Origin of the sequence: Scandinavium sp. UTDF21-P1B (assembly GCF_040750395.1) — a bacterium.
GTDB lineage: Bacteria > Pseudomonadota > Gammaproteobacteria > Enterobacterales > Enterobacteriaceae > Scandinavium.
On sequence record NZ_JBFLVD010000008.1, the window covers coordinates 115641 to 136856 of the forward strand.

At 57.8% G+C, this 21216-nt stretch carries 20 protein-coding genes; 10 read left to right on the plus strand and 10 right to left on the minus strand.

What is annotated here, in order from left to right:
• Positions 1 to 119 precede the first annotated feature (119 nt).
• Complete coding sequence (gene uspG / locus AB1287_RS04465) at positions 120 to 548, minus strand: universal stress protein UspG (protein ID WP_312624507.1); 429 nt, start codon at positions 546 to 548, stop codon at positions 120 to 122.
• A gap of 173 nt (positions 549 to 721) precedes the next feature.
• Positions 722 to 1132: a nucleoside diphosphate kinase regulator gene (gene rnk / locus AB1287_RS04470; RefSeq protein WP_312624505.1), complete on the minus strand. Its 411-nt coding sequence runs from the start codon at positions 1130 to 1132 to the stop codon at positions 722 to 724.
• Between the two features lie 265 nt (positions 1133 to 1397).
• Between rnk and AB1287_RS04475 the strand changes: the two genes are divergently transcribed.
• Complete coding sequence (locus AB1287_RS04475; RefSeq protein ID WP_435617085.1) at positions 1398 to 2228, plus strand: alpha/beta fold hydrolase; 831 nt, start codon at positions 1398 to 1400, stop codon at positions 2226 to 2228.
• Positions 2229 to 2315: 87 nt separating this feature from the next.
• Positions 2316 to 3170, plus strand: a complete 855-nt coding sequence (locus tag AB1287_RS04480; RefSeq protein WP_435617086.1) for a helix-turn-helix transcriptional regulator — start codon at positions 2316 to 2318, stop codon at positions 3168 to 3170.
• Between the two features lie 4 nt (positions 3171 to 3174).
• Here the strand turns inward: AB1287_RS04480 and ptsP are convergent, their stop codons facing one another.
• The 7 genes from ptsP to dcuC all read right to left on the minus strand — a co-directional run bounded on the left by ptsP (position 3175) and on the right by dcuC (position 11991).
• Positions 3175 to 5670, minus strand: a complete 2496-nt coding sequence (gene ptsP, locus AB1287_RS04485; RefSeq protein WP_435617087.1) for a phosphoenolpyruvate--protein phosphotransferase — start codon at positions 5668 to 5670, stop codon at positions 3175 to 3177.
• A gap of 22 nt (positions 5671 to 5692) precedes the next feature.
• Positions 5693 to 6733: an aminopeptidase gene (gene ypdE / locus AB1287_RS04490; RefSeq protein WP_435617088.1), complete on the minus strand. Its 1041-nt coding sequence runs from the start codon at positions 6731 to 6733 to the stop codon at positions 5693 to 5695.
• Positions 6733 to 7818 carry an aminopeptidase gene (gene ypdF / locus AB1287_RS04495; protein WP_435617089.1) on the minus strand — a complete coding sequence of 362 codons (1086 nt, stop codon included), beginning with the start codon at positions 7816 to 7818 and terminating at the stop codon, positions 6733 to 6735. Before ypdF ends, ypdE begins: the two co-directional genes overlap by 1 nt.
• A gap of 13 nt (positions 7819 to 7831) precedes the next feature.
• Positions 7832 to 9082: a PTS fructose transporter subunit IIC gene (locus AB1287_RS04500; protein ID WP_435617090.1), complete on the minus strand. Its 1251-nt coding sequence runs from the start codon at positions 9080 to 9082 to the stop codon at positions 7832 to 7834.
• A 30-nt stretch (positions 9083 to 9112) separates the two neighbouring features.
• On the minus strand, positions 9113 to 9433 hold the full coding sequence (locus AB1287_RS04505; protein WP_312624493.1) for a PTS fructose transporter subunit IIB: 321 nt from the start codon (positions 9431 to 9433) through the stop codon (positions 9113 to 9115).
• 288 nt (positions 9434 to 9721) lie between these two features.
• A complete protein-coding gene (rna, locus tag AB1287_RS04510) occupies positions 9722 to 10528 on the minus strand; it encodes a ribonuclease I (protein WP_435617091.1) in 807 nt (268 codons plus the stop codon).
• Positions 10529 to 10617: 89 nt separating this feature from the next.
• On the minus strand, positions 10618 to 11991 hold the full coding sequence (gene dcuC, locus AB1287_RS04515) for an anaerobic C4-dicarboxylate transporter DcuC (RefSeq protein ID WP_435617092.1): 1374 nt from the start codon (positions 11989 to 11991) through the stop codon (positions 10618 to 10620).
• 337 nt (positions 11992 to 12328) lie between these two features.
• On the opposite strand from dcuC, the gene AB1287_RS04520 reads away from it, so the two are divergent.
• From AB1287_RS04520 to cspE, 7 genes are all read left to right on the plus strand, one after another.
• Complete coding sequence (locus AB1287_RS04520) at positions 12329 to 12721, plus strand: DUF2946 domain-containing protein (protein WP_435617093.1); 393 nt, start codon at positions 12329 to 12331, stop codon at positions 12719 to 12721.
• Positions 12722 to 12777: 56 nt separating this feature from the next.
• Complete coding sequence (locus tag AB1287_RS04525) at positions 12778 to 13101, plus strand: copper-binding protein (protein ID WP_312624488.1); 324 nt, start codon at positions 12778 to 12780, stop codon at positions 13099 to 13101.
• Positions 13102 to 13114: 13 nt separating this feature from the next.
• The gene (locus tag AB1287_RS04530; protein WP_312624487.1) at positions 13115 to 14371 is read left to right on the plus strand and encodes a TolC family protein; all 1257 of its coding nucleotides are present in this window, start codon (positions 13115 to 13117) and stop codon (positions 14369 to 14371) included.
• A 5-nt stretch (positions 14372 to 14376) separates the two neighbouring features.
• Positions 14377 to 15612, plus strand: coding sequence for an efflux RND transporter periplasmic adaptor subunit (locus tag AB1287_RS04535; RefSeq protein WP_435617174.1), 1236 nt, complete (start codon positions 14377 to 14379; stop codon positions 15610 to 15612).
• Positions 15609 to 18731, plus strand: coding sequence for an efflux RND transporter permease subunit (locus AB1287_RS04540; RefSeq protein WP_435617094.1), 3123 nt, complete (start codon positions 15609 to 15611; stop codon positions 18729 to 18731). The genes AB1287_RS04535 and AB1287_RS04540 overlap by 4 nt, the downstream gene beginning before the upstream one ends.
• A gap of 192 nt (positions 18732 to 18923) precedes the next feature.
• Positions 18924 to 19448 carry a lipid IV(A) palmitoyltransferase PagP gene (gene pagP, locus AB1287_RS04545; RefSeq protein ID WP_409438213.1) on the plus strand — a complete coding sequence of 175 codons (525 nt, stop codon included), beginning with the start codon at positions 18924 to 18926 and terminating at the stop codon, positions 19446 to 19448.
• Positions 19449 to 19639: 191 nt separating this feature from the next.
• Positions 19640 to 19849, plus strand: a complete 210-nt coding sequence (cspE, locus tag AB1287_RS04550; RefSeq protein WP_004100146.1) for a transcription antiterminator/RNA stability regulator CspE — start codon at positions 19640 to 19642, stop codon at positions 19847 to 19849.
• Positions 19850 to 19932: 83 nt separating this feature from the next.
• On the opposite strand, the gene crcB is transcribed toward cspE, so the two are convergent.
• Entirely contained in the window at positions 19933 to 20310 is a 378-nt protein-coding gene (crcB, locus tag AB1287_RS04555) for a fluoride efflux transporter CrcB (protein ID WP_312624482.1), read from the minus strand.
• Between the two features lie 85 nt (positions 20311 to 20395).
• On the opposite strand from crcB, the gene AB1287_RS04560 reads away from it, so the two are divergent.
• Positions 20396 to 21187 (plus strand): deaminated glutathione amidase, encoded by a 792-nt coding sequence (locus AB1287_RS04560; protein ID WP_435617095.1) that lies wholly within the window; start codon positions 20396 to 20398, stop codon positions 21185 to 21187.
• The last annotated feature ends 29 nt before the right edge of the window (positions 21188 to 21216 follow it).

Here is a 21216-nt window from a genome sequence, read left to right on the forward strand (position 1 = left end):
AGGTAGCCTCTTTTTTTGTTTCAGCGCATTGTCGGGTCGTCGATCGCCTGGCGGCGCTGCGCTTGCACAGGCCTACAAAACCCGTAGGCCGGGAAAGCGAAGCGCCTCCCGGCAAGACGTCACCGAACCACCAGCACCGGAATATGCGCATGGCGAATCACGCTGGAGGCATTCGACCCCAGCAGATGCGTAGCAATGGATGGATTGCGTGAGCCAATTACCACCACGTCGGCGTGCAGCTCTTCGGCAAGATCGTTGACTACGTCGCGCACGTTGCCCATTCGCACGTGCATTTTGATGCGCGAAGGGTCGATGCTGAAATGGTCCACCATGGTCTTCAGGCGCGTTTCCGCCTCCTGATGCAGATGCTCTTCAAAGCGGCGTAAGTCGGCAGCGAAACGGCTCATGGTCAGGCTGGCGGAGCCGGGCAAAACGTGTAGAAGGTGGATAACGCCTTCCTGCTGGGCAAGAAATTCCGCATGACGAACGGCCTTATCGCTCAGCGCCATTTCAAAGACGTCCACCGGCATAATGATCGTGTTGTACATAGCAATTCCCTCCTTGTAACAGATGATTTAATACAAGCATATCCGACGAAGAATTTATGACATTCAGGTCGCAAATATGGGTAACGCAGCGCAAAGGGAGGGTAAAGTTTTGTTAGAAGGAGAACGGAAAGAGGATGTGGGTACATCCTCTGAAATCGGCGGGTGAGCGGCGATTAGCGGTGAAATTCACCGGCGGCTTCAGGCTGGTAGATAAGCTCCAGCACCTCGAGGTGGGTTTCGGTGCCGTTGGGCAGCGTCCAGTGAATGGCATCACCTACGCGCAGGCCAAGCAACGCCGCGCCGACCGGGGCCAGGACGGAAAGCTGCGTTGCGCTGTCAGTCATATTGGCTGGGAACACCAGCGTGCGCACGCGCTCTTCGTTGGTGGTTAAATCGCGAAAGCGAACCTGGCTGTTCATGCTGACCACGTTGTGCGGCATCTCCTGCGGAGGACACATCTGCGCGCGATCCAGTTCATCATTCAGCGCCTGAGCGACCGGGGAGTTCGCCCATTCTGGTTTCTCAAGAAGCCGGTCGATGCGTTCGGCATCAAACTCGTTAATGATAATGGTGGGTCTGGTCATTGGTTACTCCATGTTTTTCCAGGAACCTGTTTCCAAAAGAAAACCCTCGTCGTACAGGACGAGGGTTTAGGGTCCGATCATCATACTGACTGTGATCGGTTCTTTGAAGTGATTTTGCTCACATTAGGCGATCGAATGCGTTCCGTATTCTTTTTCTGCTGGATGAATGTTGTGCGAAAAACGTTACCGATTTCAAATCTGGCATATCCTTGTTATGCAGCGCTGTGCCGCCCGGTATCAGCACATCCATGAAACAGGAGATCCCATGAGTGGTTATGACGCATTGACCCTGAAAGATGGCAGCACGCTCCACTTCAAAGACTGGGGAAGCGGGCAGCCAGTGGTATTCAGCCACGGCTGGCCACTGACGGCCGACGCCTTCGAAGATCAAATGTTGTTTTTAGGCAGTAAAGGTTTTCGGGTGATTGCCCACGACAGGCGAGGCCATGGGCGCTCTTCGCAGCCCTGGGACGGCCACACGATGGATCAGTACGCCGACGATCTGGCGGAGCTGACGGCACAGCTGAATCTGAAAGAGGCGGTCCACGTAGGGCATTCGACAGGCGGCGGTGAAGTGGCGCGCTACATTGGCCGTCACGGCACCTCGAGAGTGGCGAAAGCGGTGCTGATTGGTGCGGTTACGCCGATCATGGTGAAAACCGATTTTAACCCCAATGGCGTGCCGAAAGAGGTCTTCGACGGCATTCGTGACGGCGTGGTGAACGATCGCGGCGCATTTTTCCATGAGCTGACGATGGCCTTTTACGGCTACAACCGGCCCGGAGCGAACGTGTCCGAGGCCGTGCGGGCGAGCTTTGTCGCGCAGGGGCTTCAGGGCTCCATCAAGGCGCTTTATGACTGCGTGAAGGCATTTTCCGAAACCGATCTGCGTGAAGATCTGAAGCGTATGACCATCCCGACGCTGGTCATTCACGGCGATGACGATCAAATTGTGCCGTTTGAAACCTGCGGCAAAGCGGCGGCGGAGATTCTGCCAGATGCGCAGCTGAAGGTTTACCCTGGCGGCTCCCATGGGATTTGCACCACCCACAAACAGCAAATCAACGACGATCTGCTGGCCTTCCTCAAAGGCTGAACCCGTGGCCCGGTACGTGATGTGCCGGGCATACAGCCGCTCTGCTACCGGTTACACTCTCATTTTTCGACTCTTCAGAGCAAAACGATGCCTTTTACTGACCTGCCCGCCGACCGCCGCTTCTTCGCCGACCTGCTGAGCGGGCTGGTGCTCAATCCGCAGAGGCTTGGCCGCGTGTGGTTTGCCGGTGCGCCGAAAATGCTGCCCGCGGGCGCGCTATGTCTCGACATGCCGCGTCTGGAAGTGGTGCTACGCGGGGAGTACGGCAACCGGCTTGATGAGGGTCAACGGCATATGACTCAGGGTGAAATGCTGTTTATCCCGCCGCGCGCCGCTAATCTGCCCGAGTTTACCCGTCCGGCGATGGTGCTGAGCATGGTGTTTGCCCCGGCGTGGACCGGCATGGCGTTTTACGACAGCCGCGGCGGCGGCACGCCAGCACCGCTGCGTAAAATCGACGTGCCGCATCAGCAAAGAGGCGAGGGTGAGGCGATGCTGACCGCATTGACGTTGCTGAGCCGTTCGCCGCAGGATCAGGCGATTATTCAGCCGCTGGCGCTGAGCTTTCTGCACCTGTGCCGCAAAAGTTTGCTGACGCAGGATGATGTAACCCCCTCACGCCCGCAGTTTCTCTATCAGAGCATCTGTAACTGGATTCAGGATAACTACGCCCGTCCTCTGACGCGCGAGGACGCTGCCGCCTTTTTTAACATCACGCCGAACCACCTTTCCCGCCTGTTCAGCCAGCAGGGAACGATGGGGTTTGTCGACTATCTGCGCTGGGTGAGGATGGCGAAGGCGAGGATGATTTTGCAGAAGTATCAGCTGTCGATTGGCGACGTGGCGCTGCGCTGTGGCTATCCGGACGGGGACTACTTCAGCCGATTATTCCGGCGCCAGTTTGGCCTGACGCCGGGAGAGTATCGCGCGCGTTTCCAGTAAACGCTTAAAAGGTCAGTTCCTGATTGAGCAGATCCAGGATGCCCTGGGCATCCGGGGCTTCCATCAGCGACTGCCGGAAGGTTTTGTTCACCAGCTTGCGCGCCAGTTGCGAAAAGACCTTCACGTGGTTGAGGCCTTCGTATTCGCCAAGCGTGAGCATAATCACCAGCTCCACTTCACCCATTTCTGACTGCCAGTCGGTGAGGGCCGGAAGCCGTGCGATACTGATGCTCGAGTGGCGGATCCACGCCGATTTGGTATGCGGGATCGCCACGCCGAACCCGACGCCGGTAGTGACAATCTCTTCGCGCTGCCAGATATCTTCTTCCAGCTCCAGCGGGTGCTCCGTGCGTCCGGTTACCGCCAGGTTGCCGCACAGCAGCTGGATAATCTGCTCTTTGCGATAAGGCTTGTCGGTGAACAGAATGTTCTCCAGCGCCAGCAGCGGACGTGCCTCCTCCTGCGGCGTGAAGTCGCGCAGTAGCGTTTCTATCTCTTCGGCGCTGCGGCATTCGCAGGCTTTATCGGCCAGTTCCCGGCAGGCGTCGCTGTCGAGCTGGCGCAGCAGGCTTTTCACGGCCGGAATGCGCGGCCCGCTCATGCTGAGTTCATCCAGTCCCAGGCCAAGCATCAGCGGCAGATAGCGGCTTTCTCCACCCAGTTCGCCGCAGATACCGACCCATTTCCCGTGACGGTGGGCGACGGTGACAATCTGGCTCAGCATACGCAGGAAGGACGGCGTGATGGGGTTATACAGCGGTGACACCCGCGGATTGTTGCGGTCGACGGCGTAGAGATACTGCGTCATATCGTTTGAGCCGATGCTGAAGAAATCCACCTCGTCGCAGAAGTGATCGATGATGTAGCACACCGACGGCACCTCCACCATGATGCCGAGCGGCAGCGATTCGGCGTAGCGCAGGCCCTCAGCCTGCAGCTCGGCTTTAACTTCTCTTAGCTGATTTTTTACCCACAGGATCTGATCGAGGCTGTGCACCATAGGGATCATTAATTGCGCATTGCCCTGCGCACCAGCGCGTAATACGGCGCGCAACTGGGTGCGAAACAGCCCGGCAAATTCAGGATAAATGCGCACTGCGCGATAGCCGAGGAACGGGTTCTCCTCCTGCGGAATATTCAGGTAGTTCAGCTGCTTGTCGCCGCCGATGTCCATGGTGCGGAAGATGACGGGTTTGTCGCCCGCCGCCAGCAGCACCTGCTGATAGGCCTCAAATTGTTCCTGCTCGTCGGGGGGAGCCTGGCGGTCCATATAGAGCATTTCGCTGCGGAACAGGCCAATGCCCTCCGCGCCGGACTCAAACGCGCCGGGAGCTTCCAGTGCGCTGCCGATGTTGGCGGCAATTTCCAGTCGATGCCCGTCCCGCGACAGCGCCGTTAAGGCGGCATCGCGGATCTGACGCTCAACGCGTTTATCCGCCAGCTCACGGGCAAGCCGGTAATAGCCCATCACCGCCTCGTCGGGCTCCGGCACCAGTACGCCGCATTCTCCGTCAAGCACGGCCTGGCGGTGCTCCAGGGCGCTCAGCTCCGCCACGCTAAAGCCGCTCAGCACCGGAATGGACGATGCGCGGGCGAGGATCAGCGTATGCGAGGTTCGGCCCGTTTTCTCCAGCACCATGCCCTTAAGCTGCGTTAAATCGAGCCCCAGAAACTGGCTTGGGGTCAGATCTTCTGCCACCAGCAGGGTCGGCTTAGTCAGACGCAGCACGTTCTGATTGCGGTATTCGGGCCAGGTAATGTGCAGCAGACGTTCGCTAATATCGCGAATGTCGCTGGCGCGCTCACGCAGATAATCGCTGCTGGAGGCCAGCAGTTTGTCACAGATGGCTTCCATATTGTCGATGATGGCGGCAGCCAGCCCCTGCTTTTTGTCGCGCATCAGGCGTCGAATGTTGCTGGCAAATTCCTCATCCTGAATCAGCGACAGGTGCGCGCTGAGGATCGTTTTGCTCTCGCCGCCGAGCAGACGCAGCTGCTGGTTGAGGCTGTCGGCAAGCTCCGCCAGGCTGTGTTCCAGTCGGGTCATATCCTCCGGGCTGGCGGGAATGGTGCGGTAGCGCTCAAGGCTGTCGCTGCGCCAGAGCGTAATCTCACCAAAGCCGATGCCGCTTGCGAGGAGGGTGCCTGGCAGAATATGCGGATGCAGCCTTGAGAGCGAGCGCGGCAGCGGATAGCTTTGCGGCGCGGCGCTCGCCGGGATTTCGCTGTCGCTGTCGATAAAATCTTTATCGATCCAGCTTTCCAGCGCCCGGCGTGCCTGCTCTTCATCGCTGCCGCTGATCTCCAGCGAACAGCTGTCGTTAAACAGCGTACCGGTGCTCACCAGCGCCAGTGAGCTCTTCGCATCGGCGTGGCTGTTCAGGCGATGATTAATAAAGCGGATGTCGCTTCGCCACGCGCTGCATTGCTCTTTCAGCGCCCAGGCGGGGCGGGCGTGCAGGCCGTTGGGCAGCGGGCAAAGAAAATCGAGAGTCAGCATAACAGTTCCTGTAAGCGCAAAATCAGCATCTGAAGTCCGTCAGATGAGAAACGGTTTTGGCATTCACGTCATGAAGCAGGGCCACCAGCAGCTGGTGGGTTAAATCAATATCGCCCACGTCGGCGATAGACGCCGCGCAGTGTCCGTGGCGGGTTGGCGGGCCCAGCACCACAGTCGGGATCCCGGTGCCGCTCAGGTGTACCGCACCGCCGTCGGTGCCGCCGTTGCTGAACATATCCCGCTGCAGGGAGATGGCGTGGCGGGCGGCGGTCTCTTCGACCCAGGCGGTAAGCTTCGGTGGGGCGATCAGCGTTTTGTCGTACATCACCAGCATCGGGCCTTCGCCAATCTGGCGATGGTTGTCGCTGCCGTAATCAAAATTTTTTGCCCAGCAGGCGGTGTCGAGTACGAGGGCCAGATCGGGATTGAGCTTGCGGGTTGCGGTTTGCCCGCCGCGCAGGCCGACTTCCTCACTGGAGCTGGCGACCAGCCAGACTTCGGCGTTCAGCGGCGTGGCGTGCAGCTCTCGCAGCAGGCTGACCAGCAGATAACAGCCAAGGCGGTCGTCAAACGCTTTGCCCATCACCCGGTTATGCGGCAGTTCGGCGAAGGGGGTAGCGAAGGCGACGCGATCGCCGGGTTCCACGCCCGCTTCGGCAACTTCATCGGCGCTGCATGCGCCAATATCAACCCGCAGTTTTGTCACTTCAGCGCCGTGCCGCTCTCCGTCGAGCAGCCCCTGAATTTTACGGCCATAGCGCGTGGTGATGCGCACTGGCTGAAGTTCGCGGGCGGTCATCCTGACGTTACCGACAGGGATGACGTCGATGGCGCCTTCGCGGGAAATGCTGCGCACCATAAAACCGACTTCATCCATGTGCGCGCAGATCATCACCTTTGGGCCTGCGCTTTCGTTGAGGCGGATCAGCACTGAGCCGAGCCCGTCGAACTGCACCTCTTTGCCAAGCGCATCGGCTTCCCGCAGCAGAATTTGCCGCACTTCCTGCTCGGAGGCCGCAATGGCGTCGGCTTCGCTCAGCGCTTTCAGTAAGGCAATATCCATTAATTCTCCCCCGTCAGAAGCAGCGTTTTCGGCATCCGGTAGAGCACTTCAGCGCCGGTTTCAGTGACCAGCACCACGTCTTCTATGCGCACGCCACCTTCATTTTCGAGATAAATGCCGGGCTCCACGGTCAGCAGCATGCCGGAACGCAGCAGCGTGGTGTCCGTTGGCGAGAAACGCGGATCTTCGTGAACGTCAATGCCGATAGCGTGTCCGGTGTTGTGGCCAAAGTTCGGACCGTATCCGGCGCGGGAGATGTGCTCACGCGCGGCGGCATCTACCGTGTGGCACGCCACGCCGGGGCGCACCGCAGCAATGGCGGCCAGCTGCGCTTCCAGCACGGTCTGATACACCGCATACAGCGGAGATTGTTCAGGATACTCATAGCGCCCCGCGACCAGGAAGGTACGGGTCATGTCAGAACAATAGCCCTGGTATTGGGCACCAAAATCAAGCGTCACCAGTTCGCCCGCGACGATAACTTTCTCAGACGCCTTGCCGTGGGGCAGCGCGCCGCGAGGGCCGCTGGCCACGATGGTGTCGAATGAGGGCTTCTCCGCCCCCCGTTGCTTCATAAACCATTCCAGCTCTGCGGCCACTTCGCGCTCGCGCAGGCCGGGCTGAATAAAGCGACGGATATGGCTGGCGGCGGCATCGGCTATCCGGCAGGCTTCGCGAATAAGGGCGATTTCGCCGGTGGTTTTCACCTGACGCAAAGGCTCCAGCGATACGCTGACCAGCTCCGGACGCAGGGCTTCGCGCCATGCGTTACCGCTCTGCCAGCTCACGTGTTCGCCCTCAAAACCAATGCGTTGCAGACCTTCCTCCCCGGCAATCAGGTTGACGATGTCCGCCATCGACCGCCCGCTTTCCAGCCGATGAAGCTGATAGCCGTGCGTGCGGGCCGCGATTTCACCGTAGTAGCGAAAATCCACCAGAATATGCGCGTGCTGCCTTGTTACCAGCACGAAGCCGGAGCTGCTCGAAAAGCCAAAGTGCGGCAGCTTGTTTTGCCGGGACGAAATGAGCATCGCGTCGGTGCGCTGGTGCATCATCCTGTCGCGGATCGCCGTCAGAATTGCCATATCCGTCTCCTTCTCAGATGCCGTCGATAGCCAGCTTGCCGCGCTTGTGCATGCCATTACGGATTAACACGACCAGCAACGCCGTGATAATTGCCCCTACCGCGATGCCCGCCATGTAGCCGCCAAGGTTGCTGACCAGCGGCCAGGCCCAGATGGCGGATTCCGGGAACCATTGCACGGCCCCGAAGGCGGTGGCTGTCATCGCCCCGGCAATCGCGCCAACCATGTAGGCAGGCAGCGTTGCAATCGGGTTCTCCAGCAGGAACGGAATAGCCCCTTCGCTGATGCCCATAAACGCCAGAAACATCGCCGTTTTCCCCTGCGGATAGAGCTGCGGGCTGAACAGACGTTTGCCGGTCAGGCGGTGGTCAATCAGCGTGGCGAGCCCCAGGCCGATCGGTGGGATCACGATAGCCACCGCGCGCGAAGTGATGGGCAGTACGTGATCGGTGGTAAAACCGAGAGCCACGAAGCCAGCCGCTTTGTTGATTGGGCCACCGAGGTCAATCGCCGTGGCGGCCGCCATGCCGACGGCATACATCACCGAACCTGCCTGGCCTGCTGCCAGCAGCAGCGTGCGCATGCCGCCGTTCAGCCAGCCGCCAATGGGTGTGATGACGTAATACATCGCCAGCATCACGAACAGCGCGGAAAGAATGGGGATCAGGAAGGTGCTTTTGAACGCCAGAAGATACTGCGGCACCGAGATTTTCGCGTTCAGCCATTTGACCAGATAGCCTGCCGCAATGGCGATGATCAGCGCGCCAATAAAGGTGGAAGGCACGGGCTTAGTGGCAAGCCAGCTCAGTTTTTCCGGATCGAAGTTCAGCACCAGCGTCGGCTGCGTGGCGACCAGGCCGCCGATAAAGCCCGCCGGGAACGCCAGTTTGCCGCCGATGGAGTTGGCCACAAAGGCCGAAAACATCGGGATGGCAAAGCTGAACAGCAGCCCGCCGAAGGATTCCGTCAGGTAGCCAAACTTCAGCACAGACAGGTTAAAGCCGGTAAATTTTCCGGAGTTCAGGGCGTCCAGAATGCCGGTATCAGGCGGGATCTCCAGCCAGACGTAGGCGATAAGCTGTGATATGGCGAGGATCACCCCGCCCATGATGAGGGTCGGCACCATGCGGGAAATCCCCGACATGATGTGCTGTGGGAGCTCTTTCCAGAAGGCGGAACCGGATTCTACGGGCGCTGTTGCCAGCGCAATGGCTTCGCCGTCAGGCGAAGCAGGACGAATGGCACTGCGTTTTTTTATTGCCATTTCTGACACCCTTGCGGTTGAGGATTATGGTTATTCAGCGGCGATCAGCTCTTCGATCTCTTTCAGGGTGCCCGCAGCATTTTTAATGGCGTCCTGGAGGGAGATTTCGTACACGTCGCGCGTCTCGAAGCGCTCGTTGTCTTCGGGCGTGATGGCGATGGCGTGGATAATGACATCTGCGCTGGCAATATCCTGAGCGGTCAGGCGGTTCTGGATCCCGTCTGCGCCCTGGGTTTCAATCTTGACTTCGTAACCGGCTTCGATCGCTGCTTCTTCCAGCGCCTGTGCGGCCATAAATGTGTGGGCCAGCCCCATCGGGCAGGCGCAAAGTGCAATCAGTTTCTTCGCCATGTTCAGCTCCCGGTTCTTTGAAATAATGCTTTGAATAAGACATATCAGACAGGGCGATTATGGTCAGAGTTTTCTGGGGAGAGTTACCGGGCAGATGATGCATTTTCATGACATTTGATGCGTTTATGGCGAAGTGTGATACAGGTCCGGCTATAAGGAAAGGCGATGAAAGAGGGGACTTGTTGAGGGGAATTGCCCGGCGGTGCTGGCGCTTGCCGGACCTGCAAATCGGGTTGATGTTGATTTTGTAGGCCCGGTAAAGCGTAGCCGCCACCGGGCAATGGAAACTCAGTTTCCTGCTTTATCAATCACAAACTGCTGGCCGCAGTTGCCCGGGTGAGGCTGAGGCAGCAGCGAGCCCTCTGCCAGCGGGGCATTGATGGCCTCAGCTTTGATGGCAATCTGTATTTCGGTTAACCAGGCAGGGTGACCGTTACAGGTGAGTTTGAACGCTTTTACGCCTTCTTTACCGTAGCTTTTGGCAACGGCCGCGTTGAACGCATTGCGGGACACGGTTTTGCCATAGTTTTGCGCCAGGAACGTGCCTAATGCGCTCTGCTTCACTTCGCCGTTCAGGCGTACCATGGTGCCGAAGTAGGCGTCCGGGTCGAAGCCGAAGCAGACACCGTGCTTGGCGTATTCATAGCGCTCAAGGCAGGAGTCGCCGCCGCTTCCCGGCATGACGTTATTAAGCTTGTTCGCCATCTCAAGCGACAGTCCTGTTTCGGCCGCCGAGCATTTACGGCTGGCGCGAGCTTCAGGCAAGTTCGGTACCGGGCGCGTTGCGCAGCCGAAGCGCATCCAACGACGATCGTCCACGCCGCGGCTGGCAACAGATTTCGGCAGGCCTGGCCACAGACCGTGTACCGTCAGATAGCTGGTTTTATCCTTCACCTCTTTTTGCAGCCGACATTCGTCAGGCTCGTTCCGATCGCGATCCTGCATGCTCTGGCAAAAGCCGGTTTGCCAGGAAAGCGCCAGCACGTAGCGATCAAAATCGCCGTACTTTGTTGCGGTTAAAGGGTCGGCGTGCGTGAGCGGGGCACCCAGAATGAGCGCCATGGCGCAAAGGGCGGCTATATCCTTCCTGAACATGGTTTTTCCTGATAACGGGATGAAAGATTTCTGGAAATATTAAAGCACAAAAAAGGCGCCCTCAGGCGCCTTTTCGTTGCTGTCAGTAATCAGTGAACCATGGCGGCAGGCACCATCAGTTCAGTGGCGATGATGACCACGATCAGGCCTACCAGAATCGGAACGGATGTGCGTTTTACCACTTCAAACGGCGAGATTTTTGCCATCCCGGATACCGCCACCACTACGCCAGAAACCGGGGAAATAGTGCGGCCCAGGTTGGAGGCCTGAAGCATGGGAATCGACAGGTACGCCGGGTTGATGCCGGAGCTGTGCGCCAGTTTCGGGATCATCTCGACAAAAGCGTAGAACGGCGCGTTGCCGGAACCGGTGGTCATGGCCGCCAGCATGGTCAGCACCACCAGCACCAGCATCAGGATGATGCTTGCGGAGCCGAACGAGGTGGCAATAGAGATCAGGCTGTCGATAAAGCCGATAGTGCTGAGGCCCTGGGCAAAGACGCCCGCCGCCACCAGCAGCATCACAACGCCCGCGAAGGCATCAGCCATGCCGCGGTAGGCGACTTCCAGGCCAGAGAACACCTTCTGGGTGTTAAAGCCACGGCAGAATTCCAGAATTGCCGCCAGCAGCATGCAGATTACCAGAATGGTAATAATGTGCAGTTCCGGGCCCCATTTACCGTCAAAGATCAGCACGCCGATAATCGGGGTAAACGGCAGGATGGCGTAAAATGACGGCGCATTGGTGGTGATTTCGTTGACGTCGAGCATCTCGTGGGAGATGTTTTCTTTGTTATCGAGATAGCGCTGCCAGAAGAAGTGCGCCACCGCCATACAGACAATGGCGGCAATGGAAATCGGCAGAGTGGTTTTGAAGGCAAAATCGATAAGCGGCATTTCCGCGGCCTTAGCGGCCAGCACTACGTCGCCGGAGGTTGGCGAGAGAATAATCGCCGCTGGAGAGGCGCAGATGGCGGCAGCCGCGCCGCGACTAATGCCGACGTTTACCATCACCGGGAACAGCGTCCCCATCAGCAGCACGCCAAGACCCGTCGCGGAAGAAACGGCCAGCGACATCAGGCACGCCACAAAGTAGGCGGCAATCATCAGGATGTACGGGGAGTTGATGTAACGCAGCGGTTTGGAGGTCAGTTTGACCACCATGTCGTTAGCGCCGATGTGGGTCATGTAGGCGGCAAACCCGCACAGCATCATGATCATCATGCCGAGGTCGCCGCCGCGGCTCATCAGCAGAATTTTGATGTATTCGACAATGTCCGTCGCTGAGTAGCCGGTGCTGCTGGCGCTGGCTGGCAGGATTTTGTGGCCCATCAGGGCGCTGGCAATCAGCAATGCCAGGCCGCCGACAAACAGCACGCCCGTCGCGGAATAGCCCTTAATGATATAGCGGGCGACGCCCACAATGACGACCACTCCGATAAGGAGTTCAAACAACGTTAGCATGATGGATTCCTGTCTTCCTGCAGCCCAAAGAAAATATTGAATAAGAGAATATTGAAAAAAAGAAGTCTGGGAATGTGCCCAATAAACGGCCAAAACTTACTGACGGAAATCAATAAACTGACGACAACGACCTTCCTGAACGCGGAAACAAAAGCCGCTATCACATTATATCTCCTTATTGGGTGAATATTTCAGGCATCCATTGATACACGAATGAAAAATAAAAGTTAAATAAAATCAGTCTCTTTCTCGCGTTGTGTAAAGAGTTTAAAAATCGCTTCCGGTGTCGTTTTTGTGCTGCGTATACTCGGGGCACTTTCACTTAACGACGCTGATAATGAACGCACACTGGACCTGGCAACTGCGCTTTTTCCGGCGGCATCTTGCGATGCTGCTGGTGGCCTTTGGCGCGCTGGTCCTGCAAAGCCAGCTGGCGCTGGCCGCGCATCAGTGTGACCTCAACCCGCTCGGCGACAGCGTGATGCTCCAGCATGTTGAGCATCAGGGCATGTCGTCGATGGCCATGAAAACGCCGCTGTGTGAAAAACACTGCGTGCCGGACAGCGCTCAGAAAGTGGCCGATCATCCGCCCGTCGTCGCGCTACCGGTCACGCTGACGCTTGCTGTAGTGGAGCACCCTTGCCAGTCCGTCACCCGCACTGACTGGTCCCTTAAACCCCCGGCTATGGGGCCGCCGGCGACGATCCGTTTCTGCCGGTTCCGAGAATAAACACTCCCGATAACTCGCTTAATTTTCATACTTTTAACGATTATCTGGAGAACACCATGACATTCCTGATTCCTGCTGCGCTCGCTGGCGCACTGCTTGTCTCTGCCATTTCCCCGGTACAGGCCGCTGATACCGCGCCTGCTGCTGCACAATCTGCCCCTGTTTATCACGTGAAGGGCGTAATCAAAGCCATCTCCGCCAATGCGCTGACCCTTGAGCACGATGCCGTACCCGAGCTGCAATGGCCGCCGATGACGATGCCGTTTGCGCTGGCTAACGGCCTGGCGCTGCCCGCGATTAACGTCAATGAACCGGTGGATTTCGACGTCAGTCTGGTTGATGGCCGCTACGTAATCACTGCGCTGACCGTTCGCCACTGATCCGGGGATAACCATGAAAAAATTGACGCTGAGCCTGTGGCTCGGCGGGGTGCTGTTCGCGTCCGGACAGGCTTCTGCATTTGCAGAGTCGTGGACGCTCGCTCAGACCCTGACTGCCGCACGCCGCTATTCCGCTGAACTTTCGGCCAGCCGCAATGAAGCACGCGCGCTGGAATCTATGGCTGATTCTGCCCGCCAGTTGCCCGATCCAAAGCTCAAGTTCGGCATTGAAAACGTGCCGGTGCAGGGCAGCAACGACCGCCGCTTCACCCGTGAAGGAATGACCATGCAGCGCATTGGCATCATGCAGCGCTACGTGAGCGAAGAGAAACGTGACCGCAAGGCGCAAACCCTCGAGGCGCAGTCGCGCGGGGTGAACGCGCAGGCGCAAACGCTGCTGGCTAATCTGCAACGCGATACCGCCCAGGCGTGGCTGGATTTGGCGCTGTCGCAGCAGGCCCTTTCTGCGGCCCGCACGCTTGTAAGTGAAACTGAACGCCAGCTTGGGGTGCAGAAAGCAAGCGTAGGTGCGGGATCGTCCGCGCCGGACAGCGTACTGACGCTGCGTGTGGGCTTAAGCGAGATGCACGACAAGGTCACGCTTGCAGAACGTGATGTGCGCCTGGCGCAGGCCCGCCTGATGCAGCTGACCGGCGAAGAGGTTACCGATATCAGCGGGGCTATGCCTGCCTGGCAGCGGCTGCCCGCCGACGAAAAAACGCTGAACGAAGGGATTGCGATGCATCCGGAAGTGATTGCGGCGGTGCGGGAGGCCAATACGGCGAAAGCCCGCTCGTCAGAGTCGGCGATTGCGGCGATTCCTGACGTTGACGTGGAGGTCTACTACGCGCACCGCTCGGAGGACTACGACGACATGGCCGGGGTGATGTTCACCGTTGATCTCCCGCTGTTCCAGTCTAAACGGCAGGACAAAGATCACGCCGCTGATGTTTCCCGCACGATGCAGGCGAACGATCGGCTGGCCCTGATGCAGCGCGCGCATGCCGCACAGCTCAGCACGCTGATTGCTGAGTATCAGGCTGCGCAAACGCTGTGGCTGCGTCAGCGCGATGAGGTGCTCCCTTTGCAGCAGCAGCGGGTGAAGCTGCTCAACGCTCAGTACCGCGCGGGGCAGTCGGACCTGTCGGCGTTGCTTTCTGCCCGCCGCGATCTGCTGGATTCTACGCTCGCCACCAGCGTTGCTGAAAAAGCCGTTGCCCGTAACTGGGCGGCCATTAACTACCTGATCCCTCAGGAGAGCGCCCTGTGAAAAAAATGATTTTGATGACGGTGAGTGTTGCCCTGCTGGCGGCAGGCATCGGGTATTATGCGGGCTCGCGTGGTGAGGAACCCGCTGAGCATCCCGGGAAAGCAGAGCGCAAAGTCCTCTACTGGTACGATCCTATGGTGCCAGGCCAGCGTTTCGATAAACCGGGTAAATCGCCGTTTATGGATATGCAGCTGGTGCCGCGCTACGCCGATGAAGGCCAGAGCCCGGCGCAGAGCGGCGTGAGCATCAGCCCTCAGCAGCAGCAAAATTTAGGGATGGTGGTGCAGGCGGCGCAGATGCGCAGCCTGACGCCTGCATTTCAGGCCTGGGCGACGGTGACAACCGATGAGCGCAGCCTGCAAACCGTGCCGTCGCCCGCCAGTGGGGTGGTGGAAAAGCTGTTTGTCCGCGCGCCGCAGCAGTGGGTAAAAGCGGGAGAGCCGCTGGCGCAGCTTTGGATCCCGGCGTGGACCACGGCGCAGCAAGAGTATCTGGCTGTCCGTCAGCTGGGCGATGCCGCCCTGACGCGTGCGGCCCGCGAACGGCTGGCGCTGCAGTTTATGCCGGAGGCGATTGTCCGCGAGGTGGAGCGCAGCGGAAAACCGCAGACTCGCCTGACGCTTCGGGCACAGAACGCCGGGTATGTGGCAAAACTCGATACCCGTGAAGGCGCACAGGTGGCCGCGACCGCACCGTTGTTCGAGCTGGCAAGCCTCGATCCGATCTGGCTGGTGGTTGATTATCCGCAAAGCCAGGCGGCGGGAGTGGCGGTGGGCAGTGAAGTTATCGCCACGTCGGAAAGCTGGCCGGGGCAGACGTTTCACGGTCGCATCAGCGAACTATTGCCACAGATGGAAACCGCCACCCGCACGCTGAAGGCTCGTATCGTGCTGGATAACCCGGAGCAAAAGCTGAAACCGGGGATGTATCTGCGCGTGGAGCAGGCTAAAAAGCCGGCGTCTGCGCCGGTTCTGGCTGTTCCTGAAGAAGCGCTGATTGCGACCGGGAGTAGCAATCGGGTGATTGTTGCCGGGGAAGAGGGGCATTTCCAGGCGGTGAACGTCACGCCGGGCCTGAGCGCCGACGGCTGGACCGCAATCCGCAGCGGCCTCAAAGAGGGCGATCGCGTAGTGACTTCGGGGCAGTTCCTGATTGATTCCGAAGCGAGCCTGCGCAGCGCGCTGCCGGAGGCGCCTGCCGCAGATACCCATGCGCATCATGACGGGGAGGCTGCACAATGATTGCCGCAGTGATTCGTGGTGCGTTGCGTAATCGCCTGCTGGTGATTGTGGCGGCGCTGGGTATGGCTCTCTGGGGCTGGTGGTCGGTGCAGCGTGCGCCGCTGGATGCATTGCCTGATCTCTCGGATGTCCAGGTGATTGTCCGTGCGAGCTATCCTGGTAAAGCGCCGCAGGTGATTGAAGATCAGGTCACCTGGCCGCTGACAACGACCATGCTTTCCGTGCCCGGAGCGAAAACTGTGCGGGGCTTTTCGATGTTTGGTGACGCCTATGTGTACGTGCTGTTTGAGGACGGGACGGATATCTACTGGGCGCGCTCGCGCGTACTGGAGTATTTAAGCCAGATTCAGTCGCAGTTTCCTGAAGGCGTCAAGGTGGCGCTGGGGCCGGATGCCACAGGCGTCGGCTGGATTTATGAATACGCGCTGGTGGATAAAAGCGGTAAGCACAGCCTGGCGGATTTGCGTGCGCTTCAGGACTGGACGCTCAAGTATGAGCTGAAAACCGTGCCGAACGTTTCAGAAGTGGCGAGCGTTGGCGGCATGGTGCGCCAGTATCAGGTGGTGGTGGATCCCGACAGGCTTCGCGCGCTGAACGTCACCCATCAGCAGTTGGTTGCGGCACTAAAAGCCGCAAATCAGGAAAGCGGCGGCGCAGTCATGGAAATGGGCGAAGCCGAGTACATGGTGCGTACGACGGGCTACCTGAAGGGGCCTGACGATTTTCGCCATGTGGTGATTGCCAGCCGTGACGGCGTGCCGGTGATGCTGTCTGACGTCGCTAAGGTGCAGATCGGACCGGAGATTCGTCGTGGCGTGGCGGAGCTGAACGGTGAGGGTGAAGTTGCGGGCGGTATTATCGTCATGCGCTATGGTAAAAACGCGCTCGATACGTTGCACGCGGTGAAGGCTAAACTTGCCGATCTGCAAAAAACGCTGCCGCTGGGTGTGGAGATTGTGCCGGTTTACGATCGCTCCGGGCTGATTGAGCATGCGGTTGAGACGCTCACCCATAAGCTCATCGAGGAGTTTATCGTGGTGGCGCTGGTCTGCACGCTGTTCCTGTTCCACTTCCGTTCGGCGCTGGTGGCAATTGTTTCGCTGCCGCTCGGTATTCTCGGCGCGTTTATCGTGATGCACTATCAGGGCATTAACGCCAACATCATGTCGCTGGGCGGGATAGCGATTGCCATTGGCGCGATGGTCGATGCGGCGATTGTGATGATCGAGAATATGCACAAGGTGCTGGAGCAGTGGCGACACGACTATCCCGACGATGAGCCGAACTACTGGCGAATCGCCGAAAAAGCCGCGGTGGAAGTGGGGCCCGCCCTGTTTTGCAGCCTGCTGATTATCACGCTGTCGTTCATTCCGGTGTTTTCGCTAGAGGCGCAGGAAGGGCGGATGTTCTCGCCGCTGGCGTTCACCAAAACCTGGTCGATGGCGATGGCCGCCGGGCTTGGGATCACGCTTATCCCCGTGCTGATGGGCTATTTTATTCGTGGCAAGATCCCCGATGAGCAGGCCAATCCAATTAACCGTGGGCTGATTCGCGCTTATGAGCCTCTGCTCGATAAGGTGCTGGCCTGGCCGAAAACCACGCTGGTGATGGCGATGGCGCTCCTGGTGCTGACGCTCTGGCCGCTGAGTCGACTCGGCAGCGAGTTCATGCCGCCGCTCGATGAGGGCGACCTGCTGTATATGCCGTCCACGCTGCCGGGCATTTCGGTGCGGGAAGCGGGGCGACTGCTTCAGCAGACGGACCGGATGATCAAAACGGTGCCGGAAGTGGAGAGCGTCTTCGGGAAAGCGGGGAGGGCAGACAGCGCAACCGATCCTGCGCCGCTGACGATGCTGGAAACCACCATTCACTTCAAACCACGTGACCAGTGGCGGCCGGGCATGACCACTGAAAAGCTGATTGAGGAACTCGATAAAACGGTGCAGGTGCCGGGCATTGCTAATGTCTGGGTGCCGCCGATCCGTAACCGTCTTGATATGCTGGCGACGGGAATCAAAAGTCCGGTAGGTATCAAGGTGAACGGCAACAATCTGGCGGATATTGAGCGCGTTGCGCAAGAGATTGAAGGCGTGGTGAAAACCGTTCCGGGCGTGACCTCTGCGTTGGCTGAACGCTTGTCCGGCGGACGCTATGTCGATATTGCCATCAACCGCCAGCAGGCTGCTCGCTACGGCGTTTCGGTGCAGGAGCTACAATCGCTGGTCAGCACATTGGTTGGTGGGGAAAACGTTGGGCAGACGCTTGAAGGACGTGAGCGTTTTCCGATTAACGTTCGCTATCCCCGCGATCTGCGTGACAACGTTGAAAAGCTGCGTCAACTGCCGGTGGTGACGGCGAATGGCAGCCAGGTCACCCTCGACGAGCTGGCTGACGTGCGTATCAGCGAAGGGCCGCCGATGCTCAAGAGCGAAAATGCCCGCCTGTCGAACTGGATTTATGTCGACCTGCGTGGGAGAGATCTGAAGTCCGCCGTGGAAGAGATGCAGCAGCGGGTGGCGCAGCAGGTCAAACTGCCGCAGGGTGTCTCGCTCGCCTGGTCTGGGCAATTTGAATATCTTGAGCGGGCAATGGCAAAACTAAAAATAGTATTGCCGGTGACGCTGATGATAATTTTCATGCTTTTGTGGCTGACTTTTCGTCGTATTTCCGACGTGTTACTGATTATGGGGACGCTACCATTCTCCTTGATTGGTGGCGTCTGGCTCTTGTGGCTGCTGGGATATAATTTATCGGTTGCGAGTGCGGTTGGGTTTATTGCTTTGGCGGGGGTCGCGGCTGAGTTTGGGGTTATTATGGTGCTATACCTGAATACGGCGCTGACTAAATATCAGGATCCAAAAGGGAAAATGGGAAATGCCGCGTTATTGCACGCCATTCACGAAGGCGCAGTGCTTCGCGTTCGCCCGAAGGTGATGACCGTGGCAACCATCATGGCTGGCCTGCTGCCGATTATGTGGGGCAGTGGCACCGGGTCCGAGGTGATGAGCCGCATTGCGGCACCGATGATTGGCGGTATGGTCACTGCACCGCTGCTTTCGATGCTGGTTATTCCGGCGGTCTATAAACTGCTGCATCGAACGCGCCAGGATATTTCCTAATATCATCTCTCTAATTGATATATAAACAGCGCCTTAACGGCGCTGTTTTTTTACAAAAGAGATTATTCCGCTGTCGTTAAGGTTTCATTAATTTTAAGATGGTTACACTGTTCAGGTATGAACGTTAAATGGTTATTTTTGGTGTCCAGATTGATTAAATTCTTAACGCTTGCAGGGTTATTGACAAGCCAGCTGCTGTTCGCCGTTTCGGCCAAGGCAAATATGACGTCCAGCGTCAGCGATGCGTTTTCTACGCTCGGCGATAACATTGCGCAAACGTGGCAGTCGCCAGAACACTATGATTTATATGTGCCTGCGATTACCTGGCATGCGCGCTTCGCCTACGACAAAGAGAAAACCGATCGCTATAACGAGCGTCCCTGGGGCGCGGGTTTTGGCCAGTCGCGCTGGGATGACAAAGGGAACTGGCATGGCCTCTATCTGATGGCCTTTAAGGATTCCTATAACAAGTGGGAGCCTATCGGCGGCTACGGCTGGGAGAAAACCTGGCGCCCGCTGGCAGACGATAAGTTTCATCTGGGATTGGGTTACACGGTCGGTGCGACGGCTCGTGATAACTGGAAGTACATCCCGATCCCGGTGCTGCTGCCTTTGGCTTCCGTCGGCTATGGCCCGGCGACGTTCCAGATGACTTACATTCCGGGCACTTATAACAACGGCAACGTTTACTTTGCGTGGATGCGTTTCCAGTTTTAAGGTGCAAAAAATGTGATTGACGGCAGTGGTGCCAGAGACGCGTGTAAAAACAACGACTAACTCCCGGTTTAAGTAAAAATAAGCGACTTTTATCACTTTTTCGTTAACTTAAGCTGGACAAAAGGCACCACAATTGCTGTACTGTTAGCCGACACAGCATTTGTGTCCATTTTCATGTAAAGGTAATATTGATGTCTAAGATTAAAGGTAACGTTAAGTGGTTTAATGAGTCCAAAGGCTTTGGTTTCATTACTCCGGAAGATGGCAGCAAAGATGTATTCGTACACTTCTCTGCAATCCAGTCCAACGGTTTCAAAACTCTGGCTGAAGGTCAGCGTGTAGAGTTCGAAATCACTAACGGTGCCAAAGGCCCATCTGCTGCAAACGTAATGCCTATCTAAGCATTTCGTCAGTAGAATACAAAAACCCGTCATTGACGGGTTTTTTTTCGTCTGTTGTTTCTGATGATCGTTCCGGTAAATTGTTAGCGCGCCGCTGAAAAAATCCACATTGCCGCTGCCGTCATGGCAAACGAACCCAGCAGGTTAACGGCCACGTTCATCAGCGCCCAGCCAAAACGCCCGTCCTGCATCAGGAATACCACTTCCGCTGAGAATGTCGAGAAGGTAGTCAGGCCGCCGCAAAAACCCGTTGTGATAAGCAGTTTCCACATCGGATCGATATGAGTCATCCGGTTAAACCACGCCAGCCCGGCGCCGATAATAAACGCCCCAAGCAGGTTAGCGGTCAACGTACCGAGCGGGAGTGCATGATGCAGTGGATTCAGACGCATACCGAGTAACCAGCGCATGACGCTGCCGGTGCCCCCGCCAATAAAAACTGCTAAAAGGATTTGTAACACCGCCAATTCCTGCTATTTGAATACTAAAGCGGATATCTTAGCGTCGTGCCGCACAATTGGCTACGACGAGAACCCTGGAGACTTTATGCGCGTTGCTGCCGGACAATTTGCGGTCACCCCTGACTGGCCCACGAATGCCCAGACCTGCGTATCTTTGATGCAGCAGGCACAGGCCTCTCAGGCGTCGCTTCTGGTGCTGCCAGAGGCGTTGCTGGCCCGGAGTGATAATGACCCTGACATGTCAGTGAACTCGGCTCAGGGGCTGAATGGCGGCTTTTTAGCGCTATTGCTCGAAGAGAGCCGTTGCAACACACTGACGACCGTTCTGACTCTGCACGTGCCGACGAGCGAAGGGCGTGCCGCTAATACGCTGGTGGCGCTGCGCGGGGGCGAAATCATCGCGCAGTATCAGAAACTTCATCTCTACGATGCGTTCAGTATTCAGGAGTCAAAGCGGGTAGACGCCGGGAACGCACTACCGGAGCTTATCGAGGTGGAGGGCATGAAGATTGGTCTGATGACCTGCTACGACCTTCGTTTCCCCGAAATGGCTCTGGCGCAGGCGCTAAAAGGCGCAGAGCTTCTTGTTTTGCCGACCGCCTGGGTACGCGGCCCGTTGAAAGAGCATCACTGGGCTACTCTGCTGGCGGCGAGAGCGCTCGATACAACCTGCTACATTGTGGCGGCGGGCGAATGCGGCAACAAGAATATTGGGCAAAGCCGGATTGTAGATCCATTGGGCGTGACGTTAGCGGGGGCTGGCAGTATGCCGCAGCTGATTTTCGCTGATATTCAGCGTGATGTGGTTCAGCAGGTCCGCGACCAGCTGCCGATCCTTAAAAACCGGCGCTTTGCGCCACCGCAAATTATGCGCTGATTTTTTAATCAATGCTTGATTCACCTTGT

Coding starts and splice junctions, on each gene's coding strand:
- uspG (WP_312624507.1), bottom strand. CDS start 548: ATGTACAACACGATCATTATGCCGGTGGACGTCTTTGAAATGGCGCTG.
- rnk (WP_312624505.1), bottom strand. CDS start 1,132: ATGACCAGACCCACCATTATCATTAACGAGTTTGATGCCGAACGCATC.
- AB1287_RS04475 (WP_435617085.1), top strand. CDS start 1,398: ATGAGTGGTTATGACGCATTGACCCTGAAAGATGGCAGCACGCTCCAC.
- AB1287_RS04480 (WP_435617086.1), top strand. CDS start 2,316: ATGCCTTTTACTGACCTGCCCGCCGACCGCCGCTTCTTCGCCGACCTG.
- ptsP (WP_435617087.1), bottom strand. CDS start 5,670: ATGCTGACTCTCGATTTTCTTTGCCCGCTGCCCAACGGCCTGCACGCC.
- ypdE (WP_435617088.1), bottom strand. CDS start 6,733: ATGGATATTGCCTTACTGAAAGCGCTGAGCGAAGCCGACGCCATTGCG.
- ypdF (WP_435617089.1), bottom strand. CDS start 7,818: ATGGCAATTCTGACGGCGATCCGCGACAGGATGATGCACCAGCGCACC.
- AB1287_RS04500 (WP_435617090.1), bottom strand. CDS start 9,082: ATGGCAATAAAAAAACGCAGTGCCATTCGTCCTGCTTCGCCTGACGGC.
- AB1287_RS04505 (WP_312624493.1), bottom strand. CDS start 9,433: ATGGCGAAGAAACTGATTGCACTTTGCGCCTGCCCGATGGGGCTGGCC.
- rna (WP_435617091.1), bottom strand. CDS start 10,528: ATGTTCAGGAAGGATATAGCCGCCCTTTGCGCCATGGCGCTCATTCTG.
- dcuC (WP_435617092.1), bottom strand. CDS start 11,991: ATGCTAACGTTGTTTGAACTCCTTATCGGAGTGGTCGTCATTGTGGGC.
- AB1287_RS04520 (WP_435617093.1), top strand. CDS start 12,329: ATGAACGCACACTGGACCTGGCAACTGCGCTTTTTCCGGCGGCATCTT.
- AB1287_RS04525 (WP_312624488.1), top strand. CDS start 12,778: ATGACATTCCTGATTCCTGCTGCGCTCGCTGGCGCACTGCTTGTCTCT.
- AB1287_RS04530 (WP_312624487.1), top strand. CDS start 13,115: ATGAAAAAATTGACGCTGAGCCTGTGGCTCGGCGGGGTGCTGTTCGCG.
- AB1287_RS04535 (WP_435617174.1), top strand. CDS start 14,377: ATGATTTTGATGACGGTGAGTGTTGCCCTGCTGGCGGCAGGCATCGGG.
- AB1287_RS04540 (WP_435617094.1), top strand. CDS start 15,609: ATGATTGCCGCAGTGATTCGTGGTGCGTTGCGTAATCGCCTGCTGGTG.
- cspE (WP_004100146.1), top strand. CDS start 19,640: ATGTCTAAGATTAAAGGTAACGTTAAGTGGTTTAATGAGTCCAAAGGC.
- AB1287_RS04560 (WP_435617095.1), top strand. CDS start 20,396: ATGCGCGTTGCTGCCGGACAATTTGCGGTCACCCCTGACTGGCCCACG.